This is a genomic window from Vibrio fluminensis (assembly GCF_015278125.1).
Taxonomy (GTDB): domain Bacteria; phylum Pseudomonadota; class Gammaproteobacteria; order Enterobacterales; family Vibrionaceae; genus Vibrio; species Vibrio fluminensis.
The window spans coordinates 33,572-57,026 of record NZ_JADILO010000017.1 but is presented as its reverse complement, the minus strand read 5'-3'; the positions used below and the strand labels follow the sequence as shown (position 1 = coordinate 57,026).

At 45.3% G+C, this 23,455-nt stretch carries 21 protein-coding genes; 8 read left to right on the top strand and 13 right to left on the bottom strand.

The features are described from left to right. Positions 1–401: 401 nt before the first annotated feature. The 9 genes from mioC to IRQ95_RS12915 form a co-directional block, all read right to left on the bottom strand. The gene (mioC, locus tag IRQ95_RS12955) at positions 402–836 is read right to left on the bottom strand and encodes an FMN-binding protein MioC (RefSeq protein WP_194437325.1); all 435 of its coding nucleotides are present in this window, start codon (positions 834–836) and stop codon (positions 402–404) included. Between the two features lie 83 nt (positions 837–919). Then, positions 920–2,281, bottom strand: coding sequence for a tRNA uridine-5-carboxymethylaminomethyl(34) synthesis GTPase MnmE (gene mnmE / locus IRQ95_RS12950; RefSeq protein ID WP_194437324.1), 1,362 nt, complete (start codon positions 2,279–2,281; stop codon positions 920–922). Between the two features lie 116 nt (positions 2,282–2,397). After that, positions 2,398–4,017 carry a membrane protein insertase YidC gene (yidC, locus tag IRQ95_RS12945; protein ID WP_194437323.1) on the bottom strand — a complete coding sequence of 540 codons (1,620 nt, stop codon included), beginning with the start codon at positions 4,015–4,017 and terminating at the stop codon, positions 2,398–2,400. Positions 4,018–4,019: 2 nt separating this feature from the next. Further along, the gene (gene yidD / locus IRQ95_RS12940) at positions 4,020–4,277 is read right to left on the bottom strand and encodes a membrane protein insertion efficiency factor YidD (RefSeq protein ID WP_075648154.1); all 258 of its coding nucleotides are present in this window, start codon (positions 4,275–4,277) and stop codon (positions 4,020–4,022) included. Next, on the bottom strand, positions 4,244–4,567 hold the full coding sequence (gene rnpA / locus IRQ95_RS12935; RefSeq protein ID WP_232060479.1) for a ribonuclease P protein component: 324 nt from the start codon (positions 4,565–4,567) through the stop codon (positions 4,244–4,246). The genes yidD and rnpA overlap by 34 nt, the downstream gene beginning before the upstream one ends. A 46-nt stretch (positions 4,568–4,613) precedes the next feature. Beyond that, on the bottom strand, positions 4,614–4,748 hold the full coding sequence (gene rpmH, locus IRQ95_RS12930; protein WP_005378825.1) for a 50S ribosomal protein L34: 135 nt from the start codon (positions 4,746–4,748) through the stop codon (positions 4,614–4,616). Between the two features lie 227 nt (positions 4,749–4,975). Next, entirely contained in the window at positions 4,976–5,713 is a 738-nt protein-coding gene (locus IRQ95_RS12925; protein WP_194437322.1) for an amino acid ABC transporter ATP-binding protein, read from the bottom strand. Beyond that, positions 5,710–6,381: an amino acid ABC transporter permease gene (locus IRQ95_RS12920; RefSeq protein ID WP_194437321.1), complete on the bottom strand. Its 672-nt coding sequence runs from the start codon at positions 6,379–6,381 to the stop codon at positions 5,710–5,712. Before IRQ95_RS12920 ends, IRQ95_RS12925 begins: the two co-directional genes overlap by 4 nt. A gap of 71 nt (positions 6,382–6,452) precedes the next feature. After that, positions 6,453–7,214, bottom strand: a complete 762-nt coding sequence (locus IRQ95_RS12915) for an amino acid ABC transporter substrate-binding protein (RefSeq protein WP_194437320.1) — start codon at positions 7,212–7,214, stop codon at positions 6,453–6,455. 397 nt (positions 7,215–7,611) lie between these two features. Here IRQ95_RS12915 and dnaA point away from each other — a divergent pair, with 397 nt between their 5' ends. From dnaA to IRQ95_RS12890, 5 genes are all read left to right on the top strand, one after another. Further along, positions 7,612–9,018: a chromosomal replication initiator protein DnaA gene (gene dnaA, locus IRQ95_RS12910; RefSeq protein ID WP_194437319.1), complete on the top strand. Its 1,407-nt coding sequence runs from the start codon at positions 7,612–7,614 to the stop codon at positions 9,016–9,018. A gap of 75 nt (positions 9,019–9,093) precedes the next feature. Beyond that, positions 9,094–10,194: a DNA polymerase III subunit beta gene (gene dnaN, locus IRQ95_RS12905; RefSeq protein ID WP_194437318.1), complete on the top strand. Its 1,101-nt coding sequence runs from the start codon at positions 9,094–9,096 to the stop codon at positions 10,192–10,194. Position 10,195: 1 nt separating this feature from the next. Further along, positions 10,196–11,275: a DNA replication/repair protein RecF gene (recF, locus tag IRQ95_RS12900; protein WP_194437317.1), complete on the top strand. Its 1,080-nt coding sequence runs from the start codon at positions 10,196–10,198 to the stop codon at positions 11,273–11,275. A 17-nt stretch (positions 11,276–11,292) separates the two neighbouring features. Beyond that, complete coding sequence (gene gyrB, locus IRQ95_RS12895; protein ID WP_194437316.1) at positions 11,293–13,710, top strand: DNA topoisomerase (ATP-hydrolyzing) subunit B; 2,418 nt, start codon at positions 11,293–11,295, stop codon at positions 13,708–13,710. A 550-nt stretch (positions 13,711–14,260) separates the two neighbouring features. After that, positions 14,261–14,698: an Hsp20 family protein gene (locus IRQ95_RS12890; RefSeq protein ID WP_075648163.1), complete on the top strand. Its 438-nt coding sequence runs from the start codon at positions 14,261–14,263 to the stop codon at positions 14,696–14,698. A gap of 138 nt (positions 14,699–14,836) precedes the next feature. Here IRQ95_RS12890 and IRQ95_RS12885 read toward each other — a convergent pair whose 3' ends face one another. The 3 genes from IRQ95_RS12885 to glyQ form a co-directional block, all read right to left on the bottom strand. After that, entirely contained in the window at positions 14,837–16,090 is a 1,254-nt protein-coding gene (locus IRQ95_RS12885; protein ID WP_194437315.1) for a valine--pyruvate transaminase, read from the bottom strand. A 332-nt stretch (positions 16,091–16,422) separates the two neighbouring features. After that, a complete protein-coding gene (glyS, locus tag IRQ95_RS12880) occupies positions 16,423–18,489 on the bottom strand; it encodes a glycine--tRNA ligase subunit beta (RefSeq protein ID WP_194437314.1) in 2,067 nt (688 codons plus the stop codon). Positions 18,490–18,503: 14 nt separating this feature from the next. Continuing rightward, on the bottom strand, positions 18,504–19,421 hold the full coding sequence (glyQ, locus tag IRQ95_RS12875) for a glycine--tRNA ligase subunit alpha (protein ID WP_075707150.1): 918 nt from the start codon (positions 19,419–19,421) through the stop codon (positions 18,504–18,506). 495 nt (positions 19,422–19,916) lie between these two features. Here glyQ and IRQ95_RS12870 point away from each other — a divergent pair, with 495 nt between their 5' ends. The 3 genes from IRQ95_RS12870 (at position 19,917) to IRQ95_RS12860 (ending at position 22,931) form a co-directional block, all read left to right on the top strand. Further along, positions 19,917–20,471 carry a TMEM165/GDT1 family protein gene (locus IRQ95_RS12870; RefSeq protein ID WP_194437313.1) on the top strand — a complete coding sequence of 185 codons (555 nt, stop codon included), beginning with the start codon at positions 19,917–19,919 and terminating at the stop codon, positions 20,469–20,471. 301 nt (positions 20,472–20,772) lie between these two features. After that, entirely contained in the window at positions 20,773–22,446 is a 1,674-nt protein-coding gene (locus IRQ95_RS12865; RefSeq protein ID WP_194437312.1) for an ABC transporter substrate-binding protein, read from the top strand. Positions 22,447–22,670: 224 nt separating this feature from the next. Beyond that, positions 22,671–22,931: a hypothetical protein gene (locus IRQ95_RS12860; protein ID WP_194437311.1), complete on the top strand. Its 261-nt coding sequence runs from the start codon at positions 22,671–22,673 to the stop codon at positions 22,929–22,931. Between the two features lie 106 nt (positions 22,932–23,037). Here IRQ95_RS12860 and tusA read toward each other — a convergent pair whose 3' ends face one another. Beyond that, positions 23,038–23,286, bottom strand: a complete 249-nt coding sequence (gene tusA / locus IRQ95_RS12855) for a sulfurtransferase TusA (RefSeq protein ID WP_075648203.1) — start codon at positions 23,284–23,286, stop codon at positions 23,038–23,040. Positions 23,287–23,455: the final 169 nt, after the last annotated feature.

Sequence of the window (23,455 nt, the reverse complement as noted above, 5' to 3'; positions counted from 1 at the left end):
GGGCAAACTAAATATATATAAGATCTATATATATGATCTTTTATTAGATCTATTATTAGGATCGACGATCTCTGTGGATAACTTAAAAATGATCAACAAGATCATGGATCTTATTCGGATCATATCATGTGATCTTACCTTGATCAGATCGAGGATTAGCTGGGATCAAAATTGGCACTTATTCACAGGGGTAAGTTTGGATCAAAGTTGTTATTGGGATAACTATAGGTTAATCACCGGATAAACCCCGAGTTATGCACAGACTGATTGGGTGTTTTTTAGGCAAATGAACTTGGTTTTTGCGAGCAACTCTATCCACAAGGCAAAAAAATAGGCCAGCAAAGCTGACCTAATTGAATGACGATCTTATTTTTTCACTGTGTTTTAAGCAAAAAGTGGCTCTATAAACGTTCAATATGAACTTGTAACCACTCTTCTGCGGCATCTTCCGGAACGGCATGTGCCAATATATCGATGGTTAATAGGTCACAAATCGGGGTTCCACCGATATCTTCCAGTAGATCGTAGGCATGCTTTCCGGCTGCACAGAAGGTATCGTAGCTCGAATCACCAATGGCGATGACGGCATATTTCACGTCGGCCATCTTTGGCGGCGTATCTTGTAGCGTCTGGATAAACGGCTTGATGTTATCAGGGTATTCCCCCGCACCATGGGTCGATGTGATGATCAACCAAGTACCTTGGTTGTCGATCTCAGTTAGATTGGGTTGATTGTGGATCGTGGTTTCTAAGCCTTTTTCGACCAACAGATCGCTTAGGTGATCACCGACGTATTCTGCACCACCTAAGGTACTGCCTGTAATGATATGAATCATATTGTTTTGATCCCTCACTGATTCTATTGCTTGGATTTTTTAAATAGATACAAAAACGCGCACCGATGGCGCGCGTTTAATGATTATTTGCCGATACAGAAAGAAGAGAAGATACGGCCGAGTAGGTCATCAGAGCTAAACTCACCGGTAATCTCGTTGAGGTGCTGCTGAGCAATGCGTAGCTCTTCTGCCAAGATTTCTCCAGCCATGTAGCCCTCGAGTTGCTGCTGACCGATATCAAGATGCTCAGAGGCTCGCTCCAATGCTTCTAGGTGGCGTCTACGCGCCATGAAGCCACCTTCATGACCACCAGCAAAGCCCATGCACTCTTTTAAGTGGCTGCGCAGTGCATCAACACCTTCACCTGTTTTTGCTGAAAGACGAATTAAGGTTGGCGAATTCACGTGACAAATGCCCAACTCTTCGCCCGTTTGATCGGCTTTGTTGCGGATCACGGTCATGCCGATATTATCCGGCAGGCGATCGACGAAGTCAGGCCAAATATCTTTAGGATCGGTGGCATCTGTGGTGGTGCCATCAACCATAAAGAGTACGCGGTCTGCTTGTGAAATTTCATCCCAAGCACGTTCGATACCAATTTTTTCTACTTCATCAGAGGCATCACGTAGGCCTGCTGTATCGATGATGTGTAGTGGCATGCCATCAATATGAATGTGCTCACGCAGTACGTCGCGAGTAGTGCCTGCAATATCGGTCACAATCGCTGACTCTTTACCTGATAGGGCATTAAGTAGGCTCGATTTACCTGCATTCGGGCGACCGGCAATGACGACTTTCATGCCTTCACGCATGATCGCACCTTGGTTGGCTTCTTTGCGTACTGCGCTCAGGTTATCGATGATAGCTTGTAAGTCTGCTGATACTTTGCCGTCGGCAAGAAAATCGATCTCTTCCTCTGGGAAATCAATCGCAGCTTCAACGTAGATACGTAGATGAATTAACGATTCAACCAGCGTATTAATGCGTTGTGAGAATGCGCCTTGCAGCGACTGTAGCGCTGATTTTGCTGCTTCTTCTGAACTGGCATCAATCAAGTCAGCAATCGCTTCTGCTTGGGCTAAATCGAGCTTATCGTTTAAGAAGGCACGCTCTGAGAACTCCCCTGGGCGTGCGGTACGAATACCGTCAATTTTTAGAATACGCTTGATCAGCATATCCATCACAACGGGACCACCATGACCTTGCAGCTCAAGTACATCTTCACCAGTGAATGAGTGCGGGTTAGGGAAGTAAAGGGCGATGCCTTGGTCTAGCTGATTACCTGCTTCGTCACTAAATGGTAGGTATTCTGCGTAACGTGGACGAAGAGTCTTACCTGTCACTTCTAGCGCAACTTTTTCTGCTAGCGGACCTGAGACGCGGATAATACCGACACCGCCACGACCGGGTGCAGTAGCTTGGGCGACAATGGTATCTGTAGTCATAAAGAGTGTGCCTATGATTGAGTGGCTCTATTGAGCTAAATAATGCGATTAGCTGAATTGTAATCAGCTCCAATAAAAAAGGCGACCTTTTGGTCGCCTTTGTTTTCGAATCAAACTTACTTAGTATGTAAGCCTTTCTTCTCCAGAGACTTGTAGATAAGTGTCTGCTGGATTAGCGTTACGATGTTCGATACCAACCAGTACAGTACTAGACCTGACGGGAAGAACAGGAAGAAGAAGGTAAACATAACCGGCATGAAGGTCATGATCTTCTGTTGCATCGGGTCAGTAACGGTTGTTGGGCTCATCTTCTGGATCATAAACATCGATGCACCCATCAGGATAGGCAAGATGTAGTATGGGTCTTGCGCTGATAGGTCGTGAATCCAACCAAAGAATGGTGAATGACGAAGCTCAACTGATTCCATTAGTGCCCAGTATAGCGCGATGAAAATAGGCATCTGTAGGATAAGAGGTAAACAGCCACCTAGTGGGTTTACTTTCTCTTTCTTGTACAGTTCCATCATCTCTTGGCTCATGCGTTGACGGTCATCACCGATACGCTCACGCATTGCTTGTAGCTTAGGCTGAAGCATACGCATTTTCGCCATTGACGTGTATTGCGCTTTCGTTAGTGGGTACATTGCACCACGAACGATGAAGGTCAAACAGATGATCGCAACACCCCAGTTACCCACAAAGCTTTGGATAAATGAAAGTAGAGTGTGAAGTGGTTTTGCAATAAACCATAACCAACCGTAATCCACTACTAGGTCTAGGTGTGGTGCTACTTCCGCCATTTGACCTTGAAGTTTTGGACCCACCCATAGTGTTGCGGTCATTTCTGCCGTTTCACCATTCGCGATAGTTTTGTTTGGCATACGAACACCGATGTCCGCTAGGTTGCCAATGACGCGAGTGTATAGGTTTGTACCTGGTTCATCACGTGGAATCCACGCGCTTGCGAAGTAGTGTTGGATCATCGCTGCCCAACCTTGACCGTCAGTCAAGTTGATAGACAGGTTGCGATCTTGCATATCTTCGAAGCTGTATTTTTTGTACTTGGTATCTTCAGTCGAGTAAGCACCGCCACGGTAAGTTGGCATTGTGATGCTGCCGCCGTCATCCATTACGTTTTGACGTAGGTGTGCGTACATACCAACTGTTGCGTTGTTACCAGAGTTGTTCACTACATCGTATTCAACGTCAACCGCGTAGCTGCCACGTTTTAAGATGAAAGTTTTGGTGTACTCGATACCATTTGCTGAGAATGTCATTGGAACGCGCAGTTCGTCTTGACCTTCCGCTAGCGTGAAACTGTCAGCACTTACTGTGTAGTGAGGACGGTTTGTGCTGCTTAAATCGACACCTTGAGGGCCCACTAGACCACTTTGAGCAATAAACTGGTGACCCGGTTCATTTTTTAGTAGCTCAAACAGTTCTGGTGAATCCAGTTCAGCAGTGTATTGGTTTAGGTCAGCTTGAACAACGTCACCACCAACCGTATCAATAGACAGAGTTAATACATCCGTTGTTACAGTAATCGCTTTCGCTGTTGCCTGTTGAGCAGGCGCAGGGTCTAGCTCATCGGCAAAAGATGGTGCAGGTAGGGAGCTGCTTGATTGTGCCTGTTCAATCGCTTGAGGAGCTGGATTCTTAGCTACATTCCATTGCTGGTAAAGTAGGAAGGAGACCAAAGCCAAGGCGATTAACAGGATATTACGTTGAGAATCCATCGTTATTTATCTCTGTCGTGTTTTTGAACTGGTGGAACGGGGTCAAAGCCCCCTTCATTTAGAGGGTGGCATTTTAATAGACGTTTGCCAGATAACCAACACCCTTTTACAAAACCGTGAGCTTTCAGTGCTTCTACGGCATAAGTTGAGCATGTTGGTTGAAAACGACAACGTGGTCCGATAAGCGGACTAATGAGACCTTGATAAAGTCGGACTACACCGATTGCTAGCCACGTGATGGGCGAGACAGTCGTTGCCATAGCTTATCAAACAATTTGAACATTTCGTCATTGCTTAAATCTTGCGCAGATTTCTTGGCAATTACAACAAAATCTTTGTTAGGAAGTTGATGTTGATGATTACGGAAACTTTCGCGAGATAAACGCTTAAAGCGGTTGCGACCGACAGCAGTTTTGATTTGCTTCTTAGGAACAGCTAAACCTAGTCGAGGATGAGATAGGTTATTATTGCGTGCAATGATGGTGAAATGAGGTGAGCCCGCTCGATGAGCTTGCTTGAAGACATTTTGATAATGCTCGGGAGTTAACAAGCGTAACTCCCGATTGAACGCGTACGTATTCAAAATAAATTAATTATTATTTTGACAGGCGCGCACGGCCTTTAGCACGACGTGCATTAATTACTTTACGACCGTTCTTAGTTGCCATGCGAGCACGGAAGCCGTGAGTACGCTTGCGCTTTAGAACTGTAGGTTGAAAAGTGCGTTTCATGATAATTACCTTACTGATCAGTAGTTTTAGGTTCTTTAGTTAACCCGGCGTGGGCATAAAGTCTTCTTATATATAAAGAGGACAACCGACGCCTCTCAACAAAGAGGCGGAATTGTAATCACACTCACAAATTGTGTCAACGACTCATGTGTATGAAATTCCGCGTCGGGCGATTATACGTAGTGTGAGCAAAATCTCAAGGATCAAGCGATCCTTATGTTGGATCTTTATTCAACTCCTACCTGATTGAGGAACTTTTTCAGTCTCGGATCTTGCGGATTGTCGAAAATTTCCGCAGGCGATCCTTGTTCGACGATATTTCCCTCGGCCATGAAGATCACTCGGTCAGCGACTTCTTTGGCAAATTGCATTTCATGAGTCACCACCAGCATGGTCTGATGTTGAGTGGCGAGGTGTTTCATTAGGTTTAACACTTCTCCGACCCATTCAGGATCTAACGCTGATGTTGGCTCATCAAATAACAATAATTCTGGCTGCAATGCCATGGCACGGCCAATTCCTACACGTTGTTGTTGTCCACCAGAAAGTGCCGCGGGATAGCTATCGCCTTTATCACCTAGACCAATATCATCAAGGATTTGCTGAGCACGGGCGAGAGCATCGGCTTTTTTCCAGTTACGCACTGTGATTAAACCCTCGGCGATGTTTTGTCTGGCGGTCATATGAGCAAATAGGGCATAGTTTTGAAACACAAAACCGGTTTTTCGTCGCAGCGCCAACACTTCCGCTTTGGTGTGTTTTTGGCTATCTACACTCACATCATCAATGGTTATCGTACCTTGGTCGGCTTGCTCGAGAAAATTGACACAACGTAATAACGTCGATTTACCGGTACCACTAGAGCCGATAATCACAATGATCTCACCTTGTTTAATTTCAAGATCAATGCCTTTAAGTACTTCGCTATTGCCAAAGCGTTTGTGAATATTATCTAACTTGATCATCGTACGTACGCCTTATTTAGTTTGTGTTCTGCCCAAATTTGCACGCGAGTTAGAATCACGACAACGCCCCAGTAAATGAGTGCAACCGCTAAGAAGGCTTCAAAGAAGCGAAAGCTCGAAGAGGCTTCCATTTGGGCTTTGGCCATGATTTCAGCCACACCTAGAGTAAATGCCAACGAGGTCGATTTAATCATATCGATGAAATAGTTCATCAATGATGGCAATGCGACTCGGGTTGCTTGCGGCAGAATAATGCGGCGCATAGCTTGGGTGGTGGTCATACCCACAGACAAACTGGCTTCCATCTGGCTGCGATCAATACCAATAATTGCGGCGCGAATACTTTCCGCCATATAAGCGGCAAAATGTAAGGTTAAACCGATAATCGCTGCGCTAAAGGCATCCAGCCCAACCATTATTGGGAAGACTTGTGGTAAGCCGTAGTAAAGCAAAAACAACTGAACTAATAGGGGAGTACCACGAAAGAAGCTGATGTATAGCTGACTAAGTTGATCCAACACCGGTAGACGAAAAACACGAATATTGGCAAGAATGACCGCTAAGATCAGTGAAAATACCAACCCCCACGATGCCATCTCCATGGTGGTGCCAAGATACTTGAGTAGGATCGGCATCAGCTCAAGCATGTAGTTAAAATCGAATCCCATAAACCTTACCTAAAAGAGAAAAGAAAAGGTGGAGTTACTCCACCTTTATTGTGTTGGATGATAATTAGAGCTTAGTGAGTAATGTCGGCACCGAACCATTTTTCTGAGATGGTTTTTAGCGTGCCGTCTGCGCGCATGTCACTCAGGGCTTGGTTGACTTCAGTTTGTAGCTGTTGACCGCGAGCATTGTTTAAGAAAGGCCAAGCATTTTGAATGGTTTCAAAGGGTTCGCCAGCAAGTTGCAGTGGTAGACCGGTTTTCTTGATTAACTCTAGCGCTGAGAGTCGATCCATCACAAAGGCGTCCGCGCGACCTAAAGCGACATCGTGTTCGATGCCGGTATCGTAAGTTTTGATATTGATTTGATTGTCTTTATCGTATTGGCGCAATAGTTGCTCGAAGTTAGAACCTAAGTTTACCGCCACTGTTTTACCCGCGAGATCTGTAACATCTTGGATCTCATCATTCCCTTTGCGTACTGTGATTTGAGCACCATCCACTACGTATGGGTCAGCAAATAGGTACTTAGCTTTACGCGCGTCAGTCATGGTGATTTGGTTCGAAATGGTATCAATACGACCGGTTTCTAATAAGCCGAATAGACCTGAAAAGTTGGCTGTCACATACTCCACTTGGTAGCCATTACGTTTACCAATTTCATCCCATAGATCGACTTCAAACCCTTGCAGTTTATCCTTTTCTACAAACGTGAATGGGAAGTAACGACCGGACATCCCCACTTTTACTTCATCAATCACAGTTTCAGCCGAAGCGTGCAATGCAGCAGTCGAGAGGGCGATAGTAGCAATTGTTGTTTTTATCCAGTTTTTCATATTACATCCTCATAAATTTATGGTTACAAATACTACATATGAGAATCTGCTTAGATAAATAACTTCGAGTGATAACCTAGATAGCTTAGTAATAAGATTGTTATTTGTAGGGGCTTGTTTTTCGATATCTGTTGAATTTACTTGTGGATAAGCTTTGAAAAAATAACTTCATGCACAGAGTTATCACCAATGCGTGGATCTAGGGATAAACGGGTAAATGTGGATCAATTTGTGGGTAATACTGGGATTGGGCGTGATGATCCGTCGAATAATTGCGAGAAAATTGTGAATAACTTAGATCTTATTCACTGGATCATCGATCATTTGCTGGCGATCTTGGTTATCAACAGGTAAAATCCGTTCTCTTTTCCGATCAATTATCTCGAGTGGGGTCTCTGTGTCATCTTCGCTTTGGTTGCAATGCCTGCAACAGCTTCAAGAAGAGCTACCAGCTACAGAATTCAGTATGTGGGTACGTCCGTTACAAGCGGAGCTTAATGACAATACACTCACTTTATTCGCGCCGAACCGATTTGTATTGGATTGGGTGCGTGATAAATACCTCAATAGCATCAATCGTCTGCTGCAAGAGTACTGTGGTAACGATATTCCGAATCTTCGTTTTGAGGTCGGTAGTCGCCGTGTAGCAGCACCTGCTCCGGCTCCTAAGCGCACCCCAGCCGATGTGGCGGCGGAATCTTCTGCGCCAGCACAACTGCAAGCGCGTAAGCCTGTGCATAAGACTTGGGATGATGATGCGCAAGCGATGGCAAATATAAACCACCGCTCAAACGTGAACCCAAAACATAAGTTCAATAACTTTGTTGAAGGTAAATCAAACCAATTGGGTTTGGCAGCGGCGCGTCAGGTAGCGGATAACCCTGGTGCAGCATACAACCCACTGTTTCTTTATGGTGGAACAGGTCTGGGTAAAACTCACTTGTTGCATGCGGTGGGTAACGCGATCGTCGATAACAAGCCAAATGCAAAAGTGGTGTACATGCACTCAGAGCGTTTTGTGCAAGACATGGTTAAAGCGCTGCAAAATAACGCGATTGAAGAGTTCAAACGCTATTACCGCAGTGTGGATGCGTTGCTTATCGATGATATTCAGTTCTTTGCCAATAAAGAGCGCTCTCAAGAAGAATTCTTCCATACTTTCAATGCTCTGCTTGAGGGCAATCAACAGATCATTTTGACTTCGGATCGCTATCCAAAAGAGATCAGCGGTGTTGAAGATCGCTTGAAATCGCGTTTTGGTTGGGGTTTGACGGTTGCGATCGAGCCACCTGAGCTTGAAACGCGCGTCGCTATCTTGATGAAAAAAGCCGAAGATCACCAAATTCATTTGGCGGATGAAGTGGCTTTCTTTATTGCTAAGCGTCTACGTTCTAACGTTCGTGAGCTAGAAGGCGCATTAAACCGCGTAATTGCCAATGCGAATTTTACCGGTCGTCCAATTACGATTGATTTTGTACGTGAAGCGCTACGTGACCTACTGGCTCTACAAGAAAAGCTGGTAACGATTGATAATATTCAAAAGACAGTTGCGGAATACTACAAGATTAAAGTGGCTGATCTGCTATCAAAACGTCGTTCGCGTTCCGTTGCACGTCCTCGCCAGTTGGCGATGGCACTAGCAAAAGAGCTGACCAACCACAGTTTGCCAGAGATTGGCGACGCGTTTGGTGGTCGTGATCATACGACAGTATTGCATGCATGTCGTAAGATCGAGCAGCTGCGCGAAGAGAGTCACGATATTAAAGAAGATTACTCGAACTTGATTCGTACCCTTTCTTCTTAATTCGCTGTATTCTTATCAGTTGCTAGTATTGGCTATAGAGCTAAACGCCATCAAGAATTCAAACAAGAGCGCATTATGAAATTTTCCATTGAACGCAGTCATCTACTGAAACCACTTCAACAAGTGTCGGGTGCTTTGGGCGGCCGACCTACGTTACCAATTCTTGGTAATTTATTGATTAAAGTTGAAGAAAACACCTTATCAATGACCGCAACGGATTTGGAAGTTGAGCTGATCAGCCGCGTGACCCTTGAAGGGGATTTCGAAGCGGGCAGCATCACTGTGCCATCACGTAAGTTTCTTGATATCTGCCGTGGTCTACCAGACGACTCAGTGATCACCTTCGTACTTGAAGGCGATCGCGTACAAGTTCGCTCAGGTCGTAGCCGTTTTTCTTTAGCGACGCTACCTGCGAACGATTTCCCAAATATTGAAGATTGGCAAAGTGAAGTTGAAGTATCACTGACTCAAGCTGAACTGCGTGGTTTGATTGAGAAAACGCAATTCTCTATGGCAAACCAAGACGTACGTTACTACCTCAATGGTATGTTGTTTGAAATTGATGGTACGACACTACGTAGTGTCTCAACCGATGGCCACCGTATGGCGGTTTCTTTGGTCTCGTTAGGCGCAGACTTTGCAAACAAGCAAATTATCGTACCGCGTAAAGGGGTACAAGAATTGGTGAAACTGCTGGATGCACCAGAGCAACCAGTGGTGCTTCAGATAGGTAGCTCCAACGTACGAGCCGAAGTAAATAACTTTGTTTTCACCTCTAAACTGGTCGATGGCCGCTTCCCGGATTACCGCCGCGTAATGCCACAGAGTACGACTAAAACGTTGGAAGCAAATTGTGATGAACTGCGCCAAGCATTTTCACGCGCAGCAATCCTTTCTAACGAGAAATTCCGTGGTGTACGCGTTAACTTAGCAGAAAGTGAGATGCGTATTACGGCCAACAACCCTGAGCAAGAAGAAGCGGAAGAGATGTTGGATGTGAGCTTTGAAGGTGATGCGATCGAAATCGGCTTCAACGTAAGTTATGTTCTTGATGTATTGAATACGTTGCGCTGTGAAAAAGTGCGTATTTCCATGTCAGATGCTAATGCCAGTGCGTTAATTGAAAACGCCGATGATGACAGTGCTCTGTATGTGGTGATGCCAATTCGACTCTAGCATGCCGCTATCTCGCCTTATTATTAAGCAGTTTCGCAATATTAAAGCCTGTGATATCCAACTATCAGCAGGCTTTAACTTTCTTATTGGTCCTAACGGTAGCGGTAAGACCAGCGTCTTAGAAGCCATTTATTTATTGGGGCATGGGCGTTCATTTAAAAGCAGTTTAACTGGACGCGTGATCCAAAATGAATGTGATGAACTGTTTGTTCATGGCCGTTTTTTGAACTCGGATCAATTTGAGCTACCTATTGGGATTAATAAGCAGCGTGACGGCACAACAGAGGTTAAAATAGGCGGTCAATCTGGGCAAAAGTTAGCGCAACTGGCTCAAGTTCTGCCACTGCAACTTATTCACCCGGAAGGGTTTGATTTGTTGACTGACGGTCCTAAACATCGCCGTGCATTTATTGATTGGGGTGTGTTTCACTCAGAATCGGCTTTTTATGATGCGTGGGGACGATTTCGTCGGCTGAGTAAACAGCGTAACGCTTTATTAAAAACTGCCCGTAGCTACCGAGAATTAAGCTATTGGGATCAAGAAATGGCTCGTTTGGCTGAAAACATTAGCCAATGGCGCGCTTTTTACGTTGAGCAGATGAACAGCAAGGCCGAGCAACTCTGTCGCGAATTTTTGCCAGAATTTGATATCCAATTGAAGTATTATCGTGGGTGGGATAAGGACACGCCTTATCAACAAATCCTCGAAAAGAACTTCGAACGCGATCAAGCATTAGGTTATACCTTTAGTGGGCCTAATAAAGCGGATTTGCGCATAAAAGTGAATGGTACACCAGTAGAAGATGTGCTTTCACGTGGTCAGTTAAAACTGATGGTGTGTGCTTTGCGCGTGGCGCAAGGGCAACTCCTTACCGAAATGACCGGAAAGCAATGCATTTACTTAATTGATGACTTTGCATCGGAATTAGATAGTCAACGTCGCAAGCGTCTTGCTGATTGCTTGAAAGAGACGGGGGCTCAAGTTTTTGTAAGCTCTATTACTGAGGGTCAAATTGCCGATATGTACGACGATAAAGGCAAGATGTTCCATGTGGAACATGGCACAATAGAGCAACTATAAATAGCGGAAGATAACTCATGTCTGAAAATTACGATTCATCGAGTATTAAGGTACTGAAGGGTCTGGACGCTGTTCGTAAGCGCCCAGGTATGTACATCGGCGACACGGACGACGGCACCGGTCTTCACCACATGGTCTTTGAGGTGGTGGATAACTCAATTGATGAAGCGTTGGCAGGTCACTGTAAAGACATCATTGTGACAATCCATGAGGATAACTCTGTTTCTGTTAGTGATGATGGCCGTGGTATCCCAACTGAGATGCACCCGGAAGAGAAAGTGTCGGCAGCCGAAGTTATCATGACGGTACTGCACGCGGGTGGTAAGTTTGATGACAACTCGTACAAAGTATCGGGTGGTCTACACGGTGTTGGTGTCTCGGTTGTAAACGCTCTGTCTGAGAAAGTTGAACTGACTATCAATCGTGGTGGTCACATCCATACCCAAACTTACCATCATGGTGAGCCGCAAGCACCACTAGCGGTTGTGGGTGATACCGATAAAACCGGTACCATGATTCGTTTCTGGCCAAGTGACCAGACTTTCACTAACGTAGAGTTCCACTATGACATCCTAGCGAAACGCCTACGTGAGCTATCATTCCTAAACTCAGGTGTTTCTATCAAGCTTGCTGACGAGCGTGAAGAAGACAAACACGATCACTTTATGTATGAAGGTGGTATCCAAGCGTTTGTTAATCACCTAAACACCAACAAAACACCAATCCATGAGAAAGTATTCCACTTCAACTCTGAACGTGATGATGGCATCTCTGTAGAAGTGGCAATGCAGTGGAACGATGGTTTCCAAGAAAACATCTACTGTTTCACCAACAACATTCCACAACGCGATGGTGGTACTCACCTAGCAGGTTTCCGTGCAGCGCTAACGCGTACACTGAATACTTTCATGGATAAAGAAGGCTTCTCGAAAAAAGCGAAGACGGCAACATCGGGTGATGATGCGCGTGAAGGTCTAACCGCGGTTGTCTCGGTGAAAGTGCCTGATCCAAAATTCTCAAGCCAAACTAAAGACAAGTTGGTTTCATCTGAAGTGAAATCAGCTGTTGAGTCGACCATGGGTGAGAAACTGTCAGAGTTTCTAGCGGAGCATCCGTCAGAAGCTAAGATGGTTTGTTCGAAGATCATTGATGCTGCTCGTGCACGTGAAGCGGCGCGTAAAGCGCGTGAAATGACTCGTCGTAAAGGCGCACTTGATCTTGCGGGTCTACCAGGCAAACTTGCTGACTGTCAGGAAAAAGATCCTGCACTGTCTGAACTATACATAGTGGAGGGTGACTCTGCGGGTGGTTCAGCAAAACAAGGTCGTAACCGTAAGAATCAAGCTATCCTGCCACTAAAAGGTAAGATCCTAAACGTTGAGAAAGCACGTTTTGATAAAATGCTGTCTTCTCAAGAGGTGGCTACGCTAATTACCGCACTTGGTTGTGGTATCGGCCGTGATGAGTACAACCCAGACAAATTGCGTTACCACAACATCATCATCATGACCGATGCTGACGTCGATGGTTCGCACATTCGTACGCTACTGTTGACCTTCTTCTACCGCCAAATGCCAGAGCTGATTGAACGCGGCTATGTGTACATTGCTCAGCCACCACTATACAAAGTGAAGAAAGGCAAACAAGAGCAGTACATTAAAGATGAAGATGCAATGAACCAGTACCAAGTTTCATTGGCTCTGGACAACGCTGCACTACATGTAAATGCAGAAGCACCAGCACTAGCAGGTGAAGCTCTAGAGAAGCTAGTACAGCAGTACAACGCATCAATTAAGCTGGTGGATCGCATGAGCCGCCGTTACCCACGTGCACTAGTGCATGAGCTAATCTACGTACCGCGTCTAACGGCAGAACAGTGCCAAGATGCAGCAACTGTGGAAGCTTGGACTAAGCAGTTGGTTGAGCAGTTAAACGCGAAAGAAGTTGGTGCAAGTCAGTACAGCTTCGAAGTTGAGCAACACGCTGAGCTTGGTATTAACCTACCGAAAATCATCGTACGTACCCATGGTGTAACTTACGATTACGCGCTAAGTGCTGACCTGCTGAACTCGAAAGAGTACGGCAAACTGGCAACCCTATCAGAAGCACTAGATGGTCTGATTGAAGAGGGTGCTTACATCAAACGTGGTGAGCGTACTCAGCCTATCGCAAGCTTTGTTGATGCACTAGAGTGGTTAATTAAAGAGTCACGTCGTGGTCTAAGCCTACAACGCTACAAAGGTCTTGGTGAGATGAACCCAGATCAGCTTTGGGAAACCACGATGGATCCAGAAACTCGCCGTATGATGCAAGTAACGATTGAAGATGCCGTAGGTGCAGACCAATTGTTTACGACATTGATGGGTGACCAAGTTGAGCCGCGTCGTAACTTCATTGAAGAGAACGCATTAAAAGTAGCAAACCTAGACGTTTAGATTATTTTTTCTTTGCTGGATACGCTGATTTCGTTGTCGAAGGTGCTCACATACATTTGTATGCTGCGCGCCTTCTCCTAGAACTAAAGCGTATCCCACTGCGAAAAAACGAATCTAAATTTCTTTTGATAGAATTTTAAAAGCACTGCCTTCGGGGGGTGCTTTTTTATTGGCTGAGGATACGAGTGGGCTGCGGGAGCGCTTCGCTTCAAGAATGTGACCTCGATAGAAGAGGGGACCTAATAATATTTTTAGCCGATCCCTTGAAAGCCGATCTTTTGACCTTATATCTATTTATGAAGAGGAATGGCTAACTTGCTCAACAAGAGAAGTGCAGCGCCTCTGGAAGCGCTAAATGAGATCGCTCAGGAGAGGATACTCAAATTAGCACACAACTTGACCCTAGATTCGACATCATGTCCCCGAACCTAAAGAGTAGGTCAGAGGAATGAATCATCGAATCCCTTAGCTCGGCGCTTTCTTGCATAAATGCGCCATGTGGATGACTCTCATCCGAGCTAAGACTATTGCTTAATAAGAGGATAGGATTATGCGTAATGTAGATTTCTCACCACTATACCGTAATGCAATTGGCTTCGACCGTCTGTTCAACCTGATGGAAGCAAGCTCTGCGAAAAACACTTCTGGCGGTTACCCTCCATACAACATCGAGCAAAAAGACGAGCACAACTACCGTATCACTATGGCAGTGGCAGGCTTTGCTGAAGAGCAGTTAGATCTGACTCAAAACGAAAACATGTTGATTGTTAAAGGTGAGCGTAAAGCGGAAGAAGGTAAAAACTACGTTTACCAAGGCATTGCAGAGCGCGATTTTGAGCGTAAATTCCAATTGGCGGATTACGTGAAAGTTGTTGGTGCTTCAATGGAAAACGGTCTACTTCATATCGATTTAGTTCGTGAAATTCCAGAAGCGATGCAACCACGTAAGATTGCTATCGGTGGCAACAGCCTAATTGAGAATAACTAATCTGTTAGTTATACCTCAGCTAACCACGCGTATATAGAACGCGGTTATAGAATGAGAAAGAGCGCCAGATGGCGCTCTTTTTAGTTTTGGTTTTTTTAAGCGACCACTCTAAACAGAACAGTGACTTAGTTGGTGAGTCTACTGACCTTCGCGATAAGCTTTTGCCACTTCTTCTGCGATAATCGCGATGCCTTTTTGCATCATCTCATCGTCTTGTACGTAGTTCATACGCAAGCACTGGTGAGCGTGGTCCCAGTCGTCTTCTTGACCAATAAAGAAGTATTCACCCGGAACAATCAGTACTGCGCGTGCTTTAAGACGCTTATATAGCTCCATAGTGGTAATCGGCAGTTCATCAAACCACAGCCACAAGAAAATCGCCCCTTCCGGCTTATGAATTTTAAAGCGTGGATCCGTGATGGCTTGTTGTAGAAGTTCAACCGCACGCAGCGCTTTTTGGCGATAAAAGGGTTTAATCACCTCAGTGCTGAGTTTTAGCAGGTCACCATTTTCAATCATATGGTTAGCGTAAGCGGGACCAACACTGCTTGGTGCTAGGCTAATAATGCCATTCATATTGGTCATCGCTTCGGTGATCGCTTCGCTAGCAATCACAATCCCACAACGCACACCCGGTAAACCGAGTTTCGATAGGCTCATACACAAAATGGTGTTGTCATTCCAAAACGGTTCGACATCTTCAAAGATGATGTTCGGGAACGGTAAGCCATAAGCGTTATCGATGATCAGGGGAATGTTATGCTGGCGTGCCAGTTTATCCAGCTTGTGGATCTCTTCATCCGTTAGGACATTGCCAGTTGGGTTGGTTGGGCGTGATGCACAGATTGCGGCGATAGAGTCATCGATGGTTAGCTGTTCAAAGTCGACATGGTATTTAAATAGACCATCATCAAGTAGTTCTATCTCAGGATGGTAAGAGACAAAGATATCTTCATCGATACCCGCATCACCGTAGCCGATGTATTCCGGCGCCAGTGGTAGCAGGATTTTCTTGTGTGACCCGTCTGGTTGTTTGCCTGCTAACAAGTTAAACAGATAGAAGAAGCCGCTTTGGCTGCCATTGGTTAGGCTAATGTTCTTCTCGCTGATATCCCAGCCATAAGTCTGTTTAAGTAGGTTAGCCAGTGCTTTAACAAAGCTGTCTTTGCCCTGAGGACCATCATAGTTGGCGAGGGCGGCGACCAGTTCGCCATTGGCGAGCATTTTCTCACTGGCTTGATGAAAGTAATCGAGCATGGCAGGAATGGCGGCTGGGTTACCCCCTCCGAGCATGATGGCGCCAGGTGTGCGCAGACCATCATTCAAATCGTCCATTAATTGCGTGATACCGGAATACTGATTAAATTTTTCACCAAATTTTGAGAATTGCATGCTTTGTTAGACCTAGTACATTGTGTTTGCTTTCATGTGTATGGCGTCAGTACATTGCTGACGAATCGAGTAATCCTTGAACATACCGCAATGGCTTTGAGACGCAAAGCACAAATTTGCGCAAGATAAGATAAAAGTGCTTTTCTCTGCCTATTGATAGCCTAGTTAGAAACTATTTAATCAAACTAGGATTAATAAGAATGAAATGCGGGTAAAAAAATCGATACGGATTGGCTGGTGGTTGTAAGCAATAAAAAAGGGAAGCCACTGGCTTCCCTTTGCTATCTGAGCGATCGGCTCTTAATTCTTGGAGTCGATTACTTTGGTCTCGATTACTTTTGCAGTAATGAGATATCTGCGATCTGTAGGAACAGGTTACGTAGGTTGTTCAGTAGCGTTAGACGGTTAGTCTTAAGCGCTTCATCATCAGCCATAACCATTACGTTATCGAAGAACGCATCCACAGGCTCACGAAGGTCAGCCAGTTTGCTGAGTGCTTCTTGGTAGTTACCTGTTGCAAATGCTGGTTCAAGCGCTTCAGTCATCACTTCCACGTTTTCAGCCAGTACTTTTTCCGCATCTTCTTGCAGTAGCGCAAGGTCGATTTCTGCTGCTAGCTCGCCATCGAATTTCGCTAGGATGTTACCAACACGTTTGTTCGCCGCTGCCAATGCTTCTGCCGCTTCCAGTTCACGGAAGTGAGAAACCGCTTTAACACGTTGGTCAAAGTCAGCTGGCTTAGTAGGACGACGTGCCAATACCGCTTGAATGATGTCAACGCTGAAACCTTCATCTTGGTACCATGCACGGAAACGACCAAGCATAAACTCAATCACTTCTTGCTCAACGTTGTCGTTAGTTAAACGCTCGCCGAACAGTGACTTCGCTTTCGCTACTAGGTCTACTAGGTCTAGGTTGTAACCGTATTCAACGATGATACGCAGTACACCAAGTGATGCGCGGCGCAGTGCGAATGGGTCAGAACCTTTTGGTGCTTGACCGATACCGAAGATACCTACGATAGTGTCTAGCTTATCTGCCATAGCAACCGCTGCTGACACACCATTTGATGGTAGCTCATCACCAGCGAAACGAGGCATGTATTGCTCGTTAAGTGCCACTGCCACTTCTTCCGCTTCACCGTCATGGCGAGCGTAGTGCATGCCCATAACACCTTGAGTATCGGTAAATTCGAATACCATTGATGTCATTAGGTCACATTTTGCTAGTAGACCTGCGCGTTTAGATTTCTCAACGTCCGCACCGATTTGTTCAGCAATGTAGCCAGCAAGTTCAGTGATGCGATCGGTTTTGTCTTTGATGGTGCCAAGTTGCTGTTGGAAAATCGCGTTTTCTAGCATTGGCAGACGATCGACTAGCTTGCTCTTACGGTCAGTGTTGAAGAAGAACTCAGCATCGGCAAGACGTGGACGAACCACTTTCTCGTTACCTTCAATAACGTAACGAGGCTCTTTCGATTCGATGTTAGATACGAAGATGAAGTTAGGTAGTAGCTTCTTGTTTTCATCGTAAACAGGGAAGTACTTTTGGTCGCCTTTCATGGTGTAAACCAATGCTTCAGCTGGGACTTTTAGGAACTCTTCTTCGAACTTAGCTGTCAGTACAACCGGCCATTCAACCAGAGACGTCACTTCTTCTACTAGGTCATCTTCTAGATCTGCGATACCGCCGATTGCTGCTGCCGCTTTTTGTGCATCAGCAAGAATGATGGCTTTACGCGCATCGTAATCTGCCATCACTTTACCGCGCTCTTCTAGGATCGCTGGGTATTGCTCTGCAGAATCGATAGTGAACTCGCGCTCACCCATAAAGCGGTGACCACGGATAACGCGATCAGAGGCTACGCCTAAGATTTCACCTTGGATAAGGTCACTACCCATTAGCATAGTAAGCGTTTTCACAGGGCGGATAAACTGAGTGGTTTTGTTGCCCCAACGCATAGGTTTTGCAATTGGCAGACCTGCTAACGCTTTTGCTGCAAGTTCAACTACGATGTCAGCAGTTGGTTGGCCTTTTACTTCTTGTTTGAACAGTAGCCATTCACCTTTGTCAGTCACCATGCGGTCAGCTTGTTCAACGGTGATACCACAACCACGTGCCCAACCTTGAGCGGCTTTGGTTGCGTTACCTTCTGCATCAAATGCTGCTGATACCGCAGGACCACGTTTTTCAACGATCTTGTCTGCTTGGTTTTCTGCCAGTGCTGTCACTTTAAGTGCTAGACGGCGAGGTGCTGCATACCATTTTACGCCTTCGTGCGTTAGCTCAGCGCCTTTCAGTTCAGCTTCAAAGTTTGCTGCAAATGCTTCAGCCAGAGTGCGAAGTTGCGTTGGTGGCAGTTCTTCAGTACCTAGCTCGATTAGAAATTCTTTTGCCATATTCACTCTACCCCTTACGCTTGTTCTTTTTTACACATTGGGAAGCCTAGTGCTTCACGCGATGCGTAGTATGCTTCTGCTACTGACTTAGTCAGGTTACGGATGCGCAGGATGTAGCGTTGACGCTCAGTTACTGAGATTGCTTTGCGAGCATCCAGTAGGTTAAACGCGTGTGCTGCTTTTAGAATGCGCTCGTACGCAGGTAGCGGAAGCGGTGTTTCAAGTGCAAGTAGGTTTTGACACTCTTTCTCACACTGTTCGAAGAAACCGAATAGGAAATCAACGTCAGCGTGTTCAAAGTTGTAAGTTGATTGCTCAACTTCGTTTTGGTGGAAGATATCACCGTAAGTAACCTTGCTGCCATCTGGCGCAATGTTCCAAGTTAGATCGTAAACAGAGTCTACTTCTTGGATGTACATTGCTAGACGCTCGATACCGTAAGTGATTTCGCCCGTAACTGGTTTACATTCAAGACCGCCAACTTGTTGGAAGTAAGTAAACTGAGTTACTTCCATACCGTTTAGCCATACTTCCCAGCCTAGACCCCATGCGCCTAGTGTTGGGTTTTCCCAGTTGTCTTCCACGAAACGAATGTCGTGTACTAGTGGGTCAATACCAAGTACTTCTAGAGAACCTAGGTACAACTCTTGGATATTGTCTGGTGATGGTTTTAGCGCTACTTGGAATTGGTAGTAGTGCTGTAGACGGTTAGGGTTTTCACCGTAACGACCATCAGTTGGACGACGAGAAGGTTGTACGTAAGCTGTAGACATTGGCTCTGGGCCAAGCGCTCGTAGACAGGTCATTGGGTGAGAGGTACCCGCACCCACTTCCATATCTAGCGGTTGAACAATGGTGCAACCATTTTGAGCCCAATAATCCTGCAGCGCGAGGATCATTCCCTGGAAGGTTTTGATATCGTATTTTTGCATAAGTCGGTTCGCGCGATTCTCTAATTACTCGCATGGCATCTTTGGCGAGGCTTGATACCTCAGCTCTGACGTTTGGGAGTAATGACGGTTGAATAAAATAACAATCAAGTATACCCAGATATTGTGCGAGGGAGTAGAGCTAATCTTGCTTATTTCATAGCCAGAACCGCTAAGTTTGCCCATTTATTGGCATATTTGGCTATCAATGCGAGAAATTGAACCTTTAAGGTGATTTTTGCTTACAAAAGCGGGCTTGAGATGCCGAGGTAATATGATTAAAATCGCGCCGTCTTTGGGGAGTAGCTTACTCAATTCACAGCTTGGTGAATGAGTTTGTTCGTCAACATAATTGGTGCAAAATCACCATGGCGTCCAAGACTTGCCACCCTTGGCAAGTTTAGCAAGACCTTAGACAAATCATCATGAACCGGGGTGGGGCATGAGGTTTGTCTATGGTTATAAAAATTATAATCCCCGCCTCGCAATGAGCATGTTGTGAGTGTATTAGCACTATCTTTAACTACGGTTGCGATCGCTGAGATCGGCGACAAGACCCAGCTATTGTCGCTGGTTCTCGCTAGTCGTTATCGTAAACCGATTCCAATCATCCTCGCGATTTTATTTGCGACCTTGGCAAATCATGCCCTAGCCGCTTGGCTTGGTGTGTTGGTTGCCGATTACCTTTCACCAGATATTCTACGTTGGGTCGTGACCATCAGTTTCTTATTGATGGCTGGTTGGGTTTTGATTCCAGATAAACTCGACGAAGAGCAAACCCACTGTGGGAAAAGTGCCTTTGTCACCAGTTTTGTGGCTTTCTTTGTCGCTGAAATTGGCGATAAAACTCAAATAGCCACCTCGATTTTAGGTGCGCAGTATGCCGATGCACTGCTAATGGTGATTATTGGCACCACGTTAGGCATGATGGTCGCCAATGTACCCGTGGTTTTGATGGGTAAGATGTCGGCGGATAAATTACCCTTGGCGCTTATTCGTAAAATATCGGCCTTGTTGTTCTTAGGGTTGGCGATCGTTGCCGCGTTTTTCTAGTCGGTAGCAACGGATGATGCGAGTTGAGCGAAATTTTTAATCGACTCGCATTTTTCATTTCTAATCAAATGCGCTTAAAGACACCTTACTTGTGGTAATTTTCCAACAATTGGTCGGTTTATTTTCGACTCATATCGAGGTTGTTGTGGTCTGCTGTGGCAAAGCTACGTTACTGCATCATCAAACTTACCTCTGTTGTTAACAATAGAGTAACTAACTGTTTTTATGTGATTTTTATCACCGTTGAAGCCTAGTAGTTAACTGGTTATTTTGTGTTCATGTCCATAGTTAAGGTAACGTCATGAAAACAAACCTACTTTCTGCAGTGATCGCTTCTGCATTGACTCTGTCTGCCCATACCGCAGTCGCAGCTGATGTAGATAACATGTCGCAAGTCACCATTATTCCTAACCATAATGCGTCATTGATCCGTAACTTCAACCCTTACGCTGTCTCACGTTTGCACACCGCTCGTGACTTTATTTTCGAACCTTTGGTCATTTTTAATGAACTGAAAGGCAATACGCCTAATTTCCGTTTGGCGACCAACTATGAGATGAGTAATGATCTACTCAGCATCACTTTTGATTTGCGTGAAGGTGTGAAATGGTCCGATGGCGAAACGTTCGATGCCGATGATGTGATTTTTACCTTTAACTTGGTTGAGAAGCACCCAAATATTGACGATCGCGGAATCAACAGTAAGTTGAAATCGGTTGAGAAACTGGGCCCGTACAAAGTGCGTTTTCATCTCAATGAAGTAAACACCAACATCAGTTATGAAATTGTCCAAGTACCAATCGTACCTGAGCACCAATGGAATACCGTTGAAGACCCTGCCGCGTTTATGAACCCAAATCCGGTAGGTACCGGTCCATTTACAGAGCTGCCTCAATTTACATCGACACTATTTCTGCAATGTCGTAACCCCAATTATTGGGATAACGCAGAGCTAGACGTCGACTGTCTGCGTATTCCGCAGATGAACCATAATGACCAAGTATTGGGTGAGCTTATCAACTCTCGCATCGATTGGGCTGGTTCATTTGTACCAGACATTGATGCGACTTTCCTCGATGTATCAAAAGATCACGGCTACTGGTTCCCACCTGCAGGGACGCAAGCATTTGTATTTAACTACGCGTCGAAAGACAAAGTAAAACATGAAGTTCTGACCGATATTGATTTCCGTCGTGCCTTCTCAATGGCATTGGATCGCCAAACACTGATCGATATTGCCAACTATGGTAATGCGGTATTGAACGACTTCGCGTCCGGTCTAGGTTATGCATTTGAAACATGGTCAGATAAAGAAGTGCATGAAAAGTACAAACCATTTATGACCTACTCGCCAGATAATGCCAAAGCGTTGTTAGCCAAAGCGGGTTATAAAGACATCAATGGTGATGGTTTCGTCGAATCCCCATCAGGTCAACCGTTTGAGTTAGCGATTCAATCACCGCAAGGTTGGACCGATTTTAACAATACGGTGATGTTAGCCGTTGAGCAGTTAGCAGAGGTGGGTATTCATGCCAAAGCGCGCACACCGGACTTCTCGATCTACAACAACGGCATGATCAGTGCGGATTATGATATTGCTTACACCAACTATTTCCACGGTCCAACACCGCACAAGTATTGGGACAGTGGTTACCACTCGCGTCTGCAAGCATCTGAAGGGATGCCACGTTTTGCGATGCACCATTGGCAAAATGCTGAGTTAGATAAATTGCTAGATAGCTTCTACAAAACGGCAGACAGCCAAGAGCAGTTGAAGATTGCGCATAAGATTCAGAACATCATTGCAGAGAATCAAGTCACGGTGCCTGTGTTGTCAGGTCCTAACTTCTATCAGTACAACACCAAGCGCTTTACGGGCTGGTGGACCAAAGAGAATCCAAAAGGTCGTCCTATGATTTGGGAAGGGACACCTGAGCGTTTACTGCATGTGTTGGACCTTAAGCCTCGCAGCTAAATTTGCCTAATACGTTAAAGGCTCTAATCTTGTGATTAGAGCCTTTTTTATTGTCGGCAGAATGAACATTGATAGGTGAAATCATCGTATTTTTTCAATCCGTCACGGAAGTTGAGTTAGTTCAAAATCCACGAAAAATCGGCGTATAGCGTGACCAGTGACATATAAGTGTCATGTTTGTCATGCTACTTTAATCTTAACCATTAGTGGTGGAGGGCAAGAGTATGTTGACACGTTATATGGGGATGTCCCCGAAGAGTCAAAGCTATCTGTTCACCTTCGGGTTTGTGTTAACCCTGCTAGGTATGATGCTGACGGATATGTGGCTGCCTATGGTTGCTGGCGCGATTATTCTCGCTGGTTTGACCGTTGAGGCGTGGATTCGCGTCGCGCACATAATTCCTATGCATGAAGAGATGCGTTCAATGCAACAGCAAATCCGCAAGCTTCAATCGGAAGTGCGAACCCTCGAATACGATGAATAACAATATACTCAAGCACCTCGAGGTTATTTGAGTATAACGGCAGCCCGATAGGCTGCCGTTTTCCATTCTGCTTAAAAGATTTTAGTTGCATGTCAGCAACGTTATCTTAGCTTAACCCTTTCTTAATCAGATACTGATACGGTAGCTCTTCTGTTTGAGCGCCAATCAACTGATGATCCATAAAGCGACAAAAGCTTGGGATATCACGCGTTGTTGATGGATCGTCTGCTTTGACTAGCAGTATATCGCCATCCTGCATATTTCGAATTGTCTTCCTGACCATCATTACTGGCTCTGGGCAGCGGAGTCCTTCCGCTTCCAATGTATGTGTAGCCTGTTCTGGATTGAATGTCATGGTCATCACTTCATTGCCTTTTCAGGCGACTGATAATACTAGTGGAGAAAAAATATTCAATAATCACTTGGCAAAACGATCATTTTGTTTTAATTTAATTAACAAGTTGGTAACAAAATTATTTCAACGCCAATTCAAAGCCAGTTTGACCGACCTGCTTGAATTGATA

Excerpts from the sequence above, each read along its gene's own strand:
- mnmE (WP_194437324.1), bottom strand. The coding sequence starts at position 2,281 with ATGACTACAGATACCATTGTCGCCCAAGCTACTGCACCCGGTCGTGGC.
- rpmH (WP_005378825.1), bottom strand. The coding sequence starts at position 4,748 with ATGAAACGCACTTTTCAACCTACAGTTCTAAAGCGCAAGCGTACTCAC.
- IRQ95_RS12860 (WP_194437311.1), top strand. The coding sequence starts at position 22,671 with ATGTTGACACGTTATATGGGGATGTCCCCGAAGAGTCAAAGCTATCTG.
- yidD (WP_075648154.1), bottom strand. The coding sequence starts at position 4,277 with ATGGCAACGACTGTCTCGCCCATCACGTGGCTAGCAATCGGTGTAGTC.
- IRQ95_RS12925 (WP_194437322.1), bottom strand. The coding sequence starts at position 5,713 with ATGATCAAGTTAGATAATATTCACAAACGCTTTGGCAATAGCGAAGTA.
- yidC (WP_194437323.1), bottom strand. The coding sequence starts at position 4,017 with ATGGATTCTCAACGTAATATCCTGTTAATCGCCTTGGCTTTGGTCTCC.
- IRQ95_RS12915 (WP_194437320.1), bottom strand. The coding sequence starts at position 7,214 with ATGAAAAACTGGATAAAAACAACAATTGCTACTATCGCCCTCTCGACT.
- mioC (WP_194437325.1), bottom strand. The coding sequence starts at position 836 with ATGATTCATATCATTACAGGCAGTACCTTAGGTGGTGCAGAATACGTC.
- IRQ95_RS12890 (WP_075648163.1), top strand. The coding sequence starts at position 14,261 with ATGCGTAATGTAGATTTCTCACCACTATACCGTAATGCAATTGGCTTC.
- dnaN (WP_194437318.1), top strand. The coding sequence starts at position 9,094 with ATGAAATTTTCCATTGAACGCAGTCATCTACTGAAACCACTTCAACAA.
- glyQ (WP_075707150.1), bottom strand. The coding sequence starts at position 19,421 with ATGCAAAAATACGATATCAAAACCTTCCAGGGAATGATCCTCGCGCTG.
- IRQ95_RS12865 (WP_194437312.1), top strand. The coding sequence starts at position 20,773 with ATGAAAACAAACCTACTTTCTGCAGTGATCGCTTCTGCATTGACTCTG.
- recF (WP_194437317.1), top strand. The coding sequence starts at position 10,196 with ATGCCGCTATCTCGCCTTATTATTAAGCAGTTTCGCAATATTAAAGCC.
- gyrB (WP_194437316.1), top strand. The coding sequence starts at position 11,293 with ATGTCTGAAAATTACGATTCATCGAGTATTAAGGTACTGAAGGGTCTG.
- tusA (WP_075648203.1), bottom strand. The coding sequence starts at position 23,286 with ATGACATTCAATCCAGAACAGGCTACACATACATTGGAAGCGGAAGGA.
- IRQ95_RS12920 (WP_194437321.1), bottom strand. The coding sequence starts at position 6,381 with ATGGGATTCGATTTTAACTACATGCTTGAGCTGATGCCGATCCTACTC.
- IRQ95_RS12885 (WP_194437315.1), bottom strand. The coding sequence starts at position 16,090 with ATGCAATTCTCAAAATTTGGTGAAAAATTTAATCAGTATTCCGGTATC.
- glyS (WP_194437314.1), bottom strand. The coding sequence starts at position 18,489 with ATGGCAAAAGAATTTCTAATCGAGCTAGGTACTGAAGAACTGCCACCA.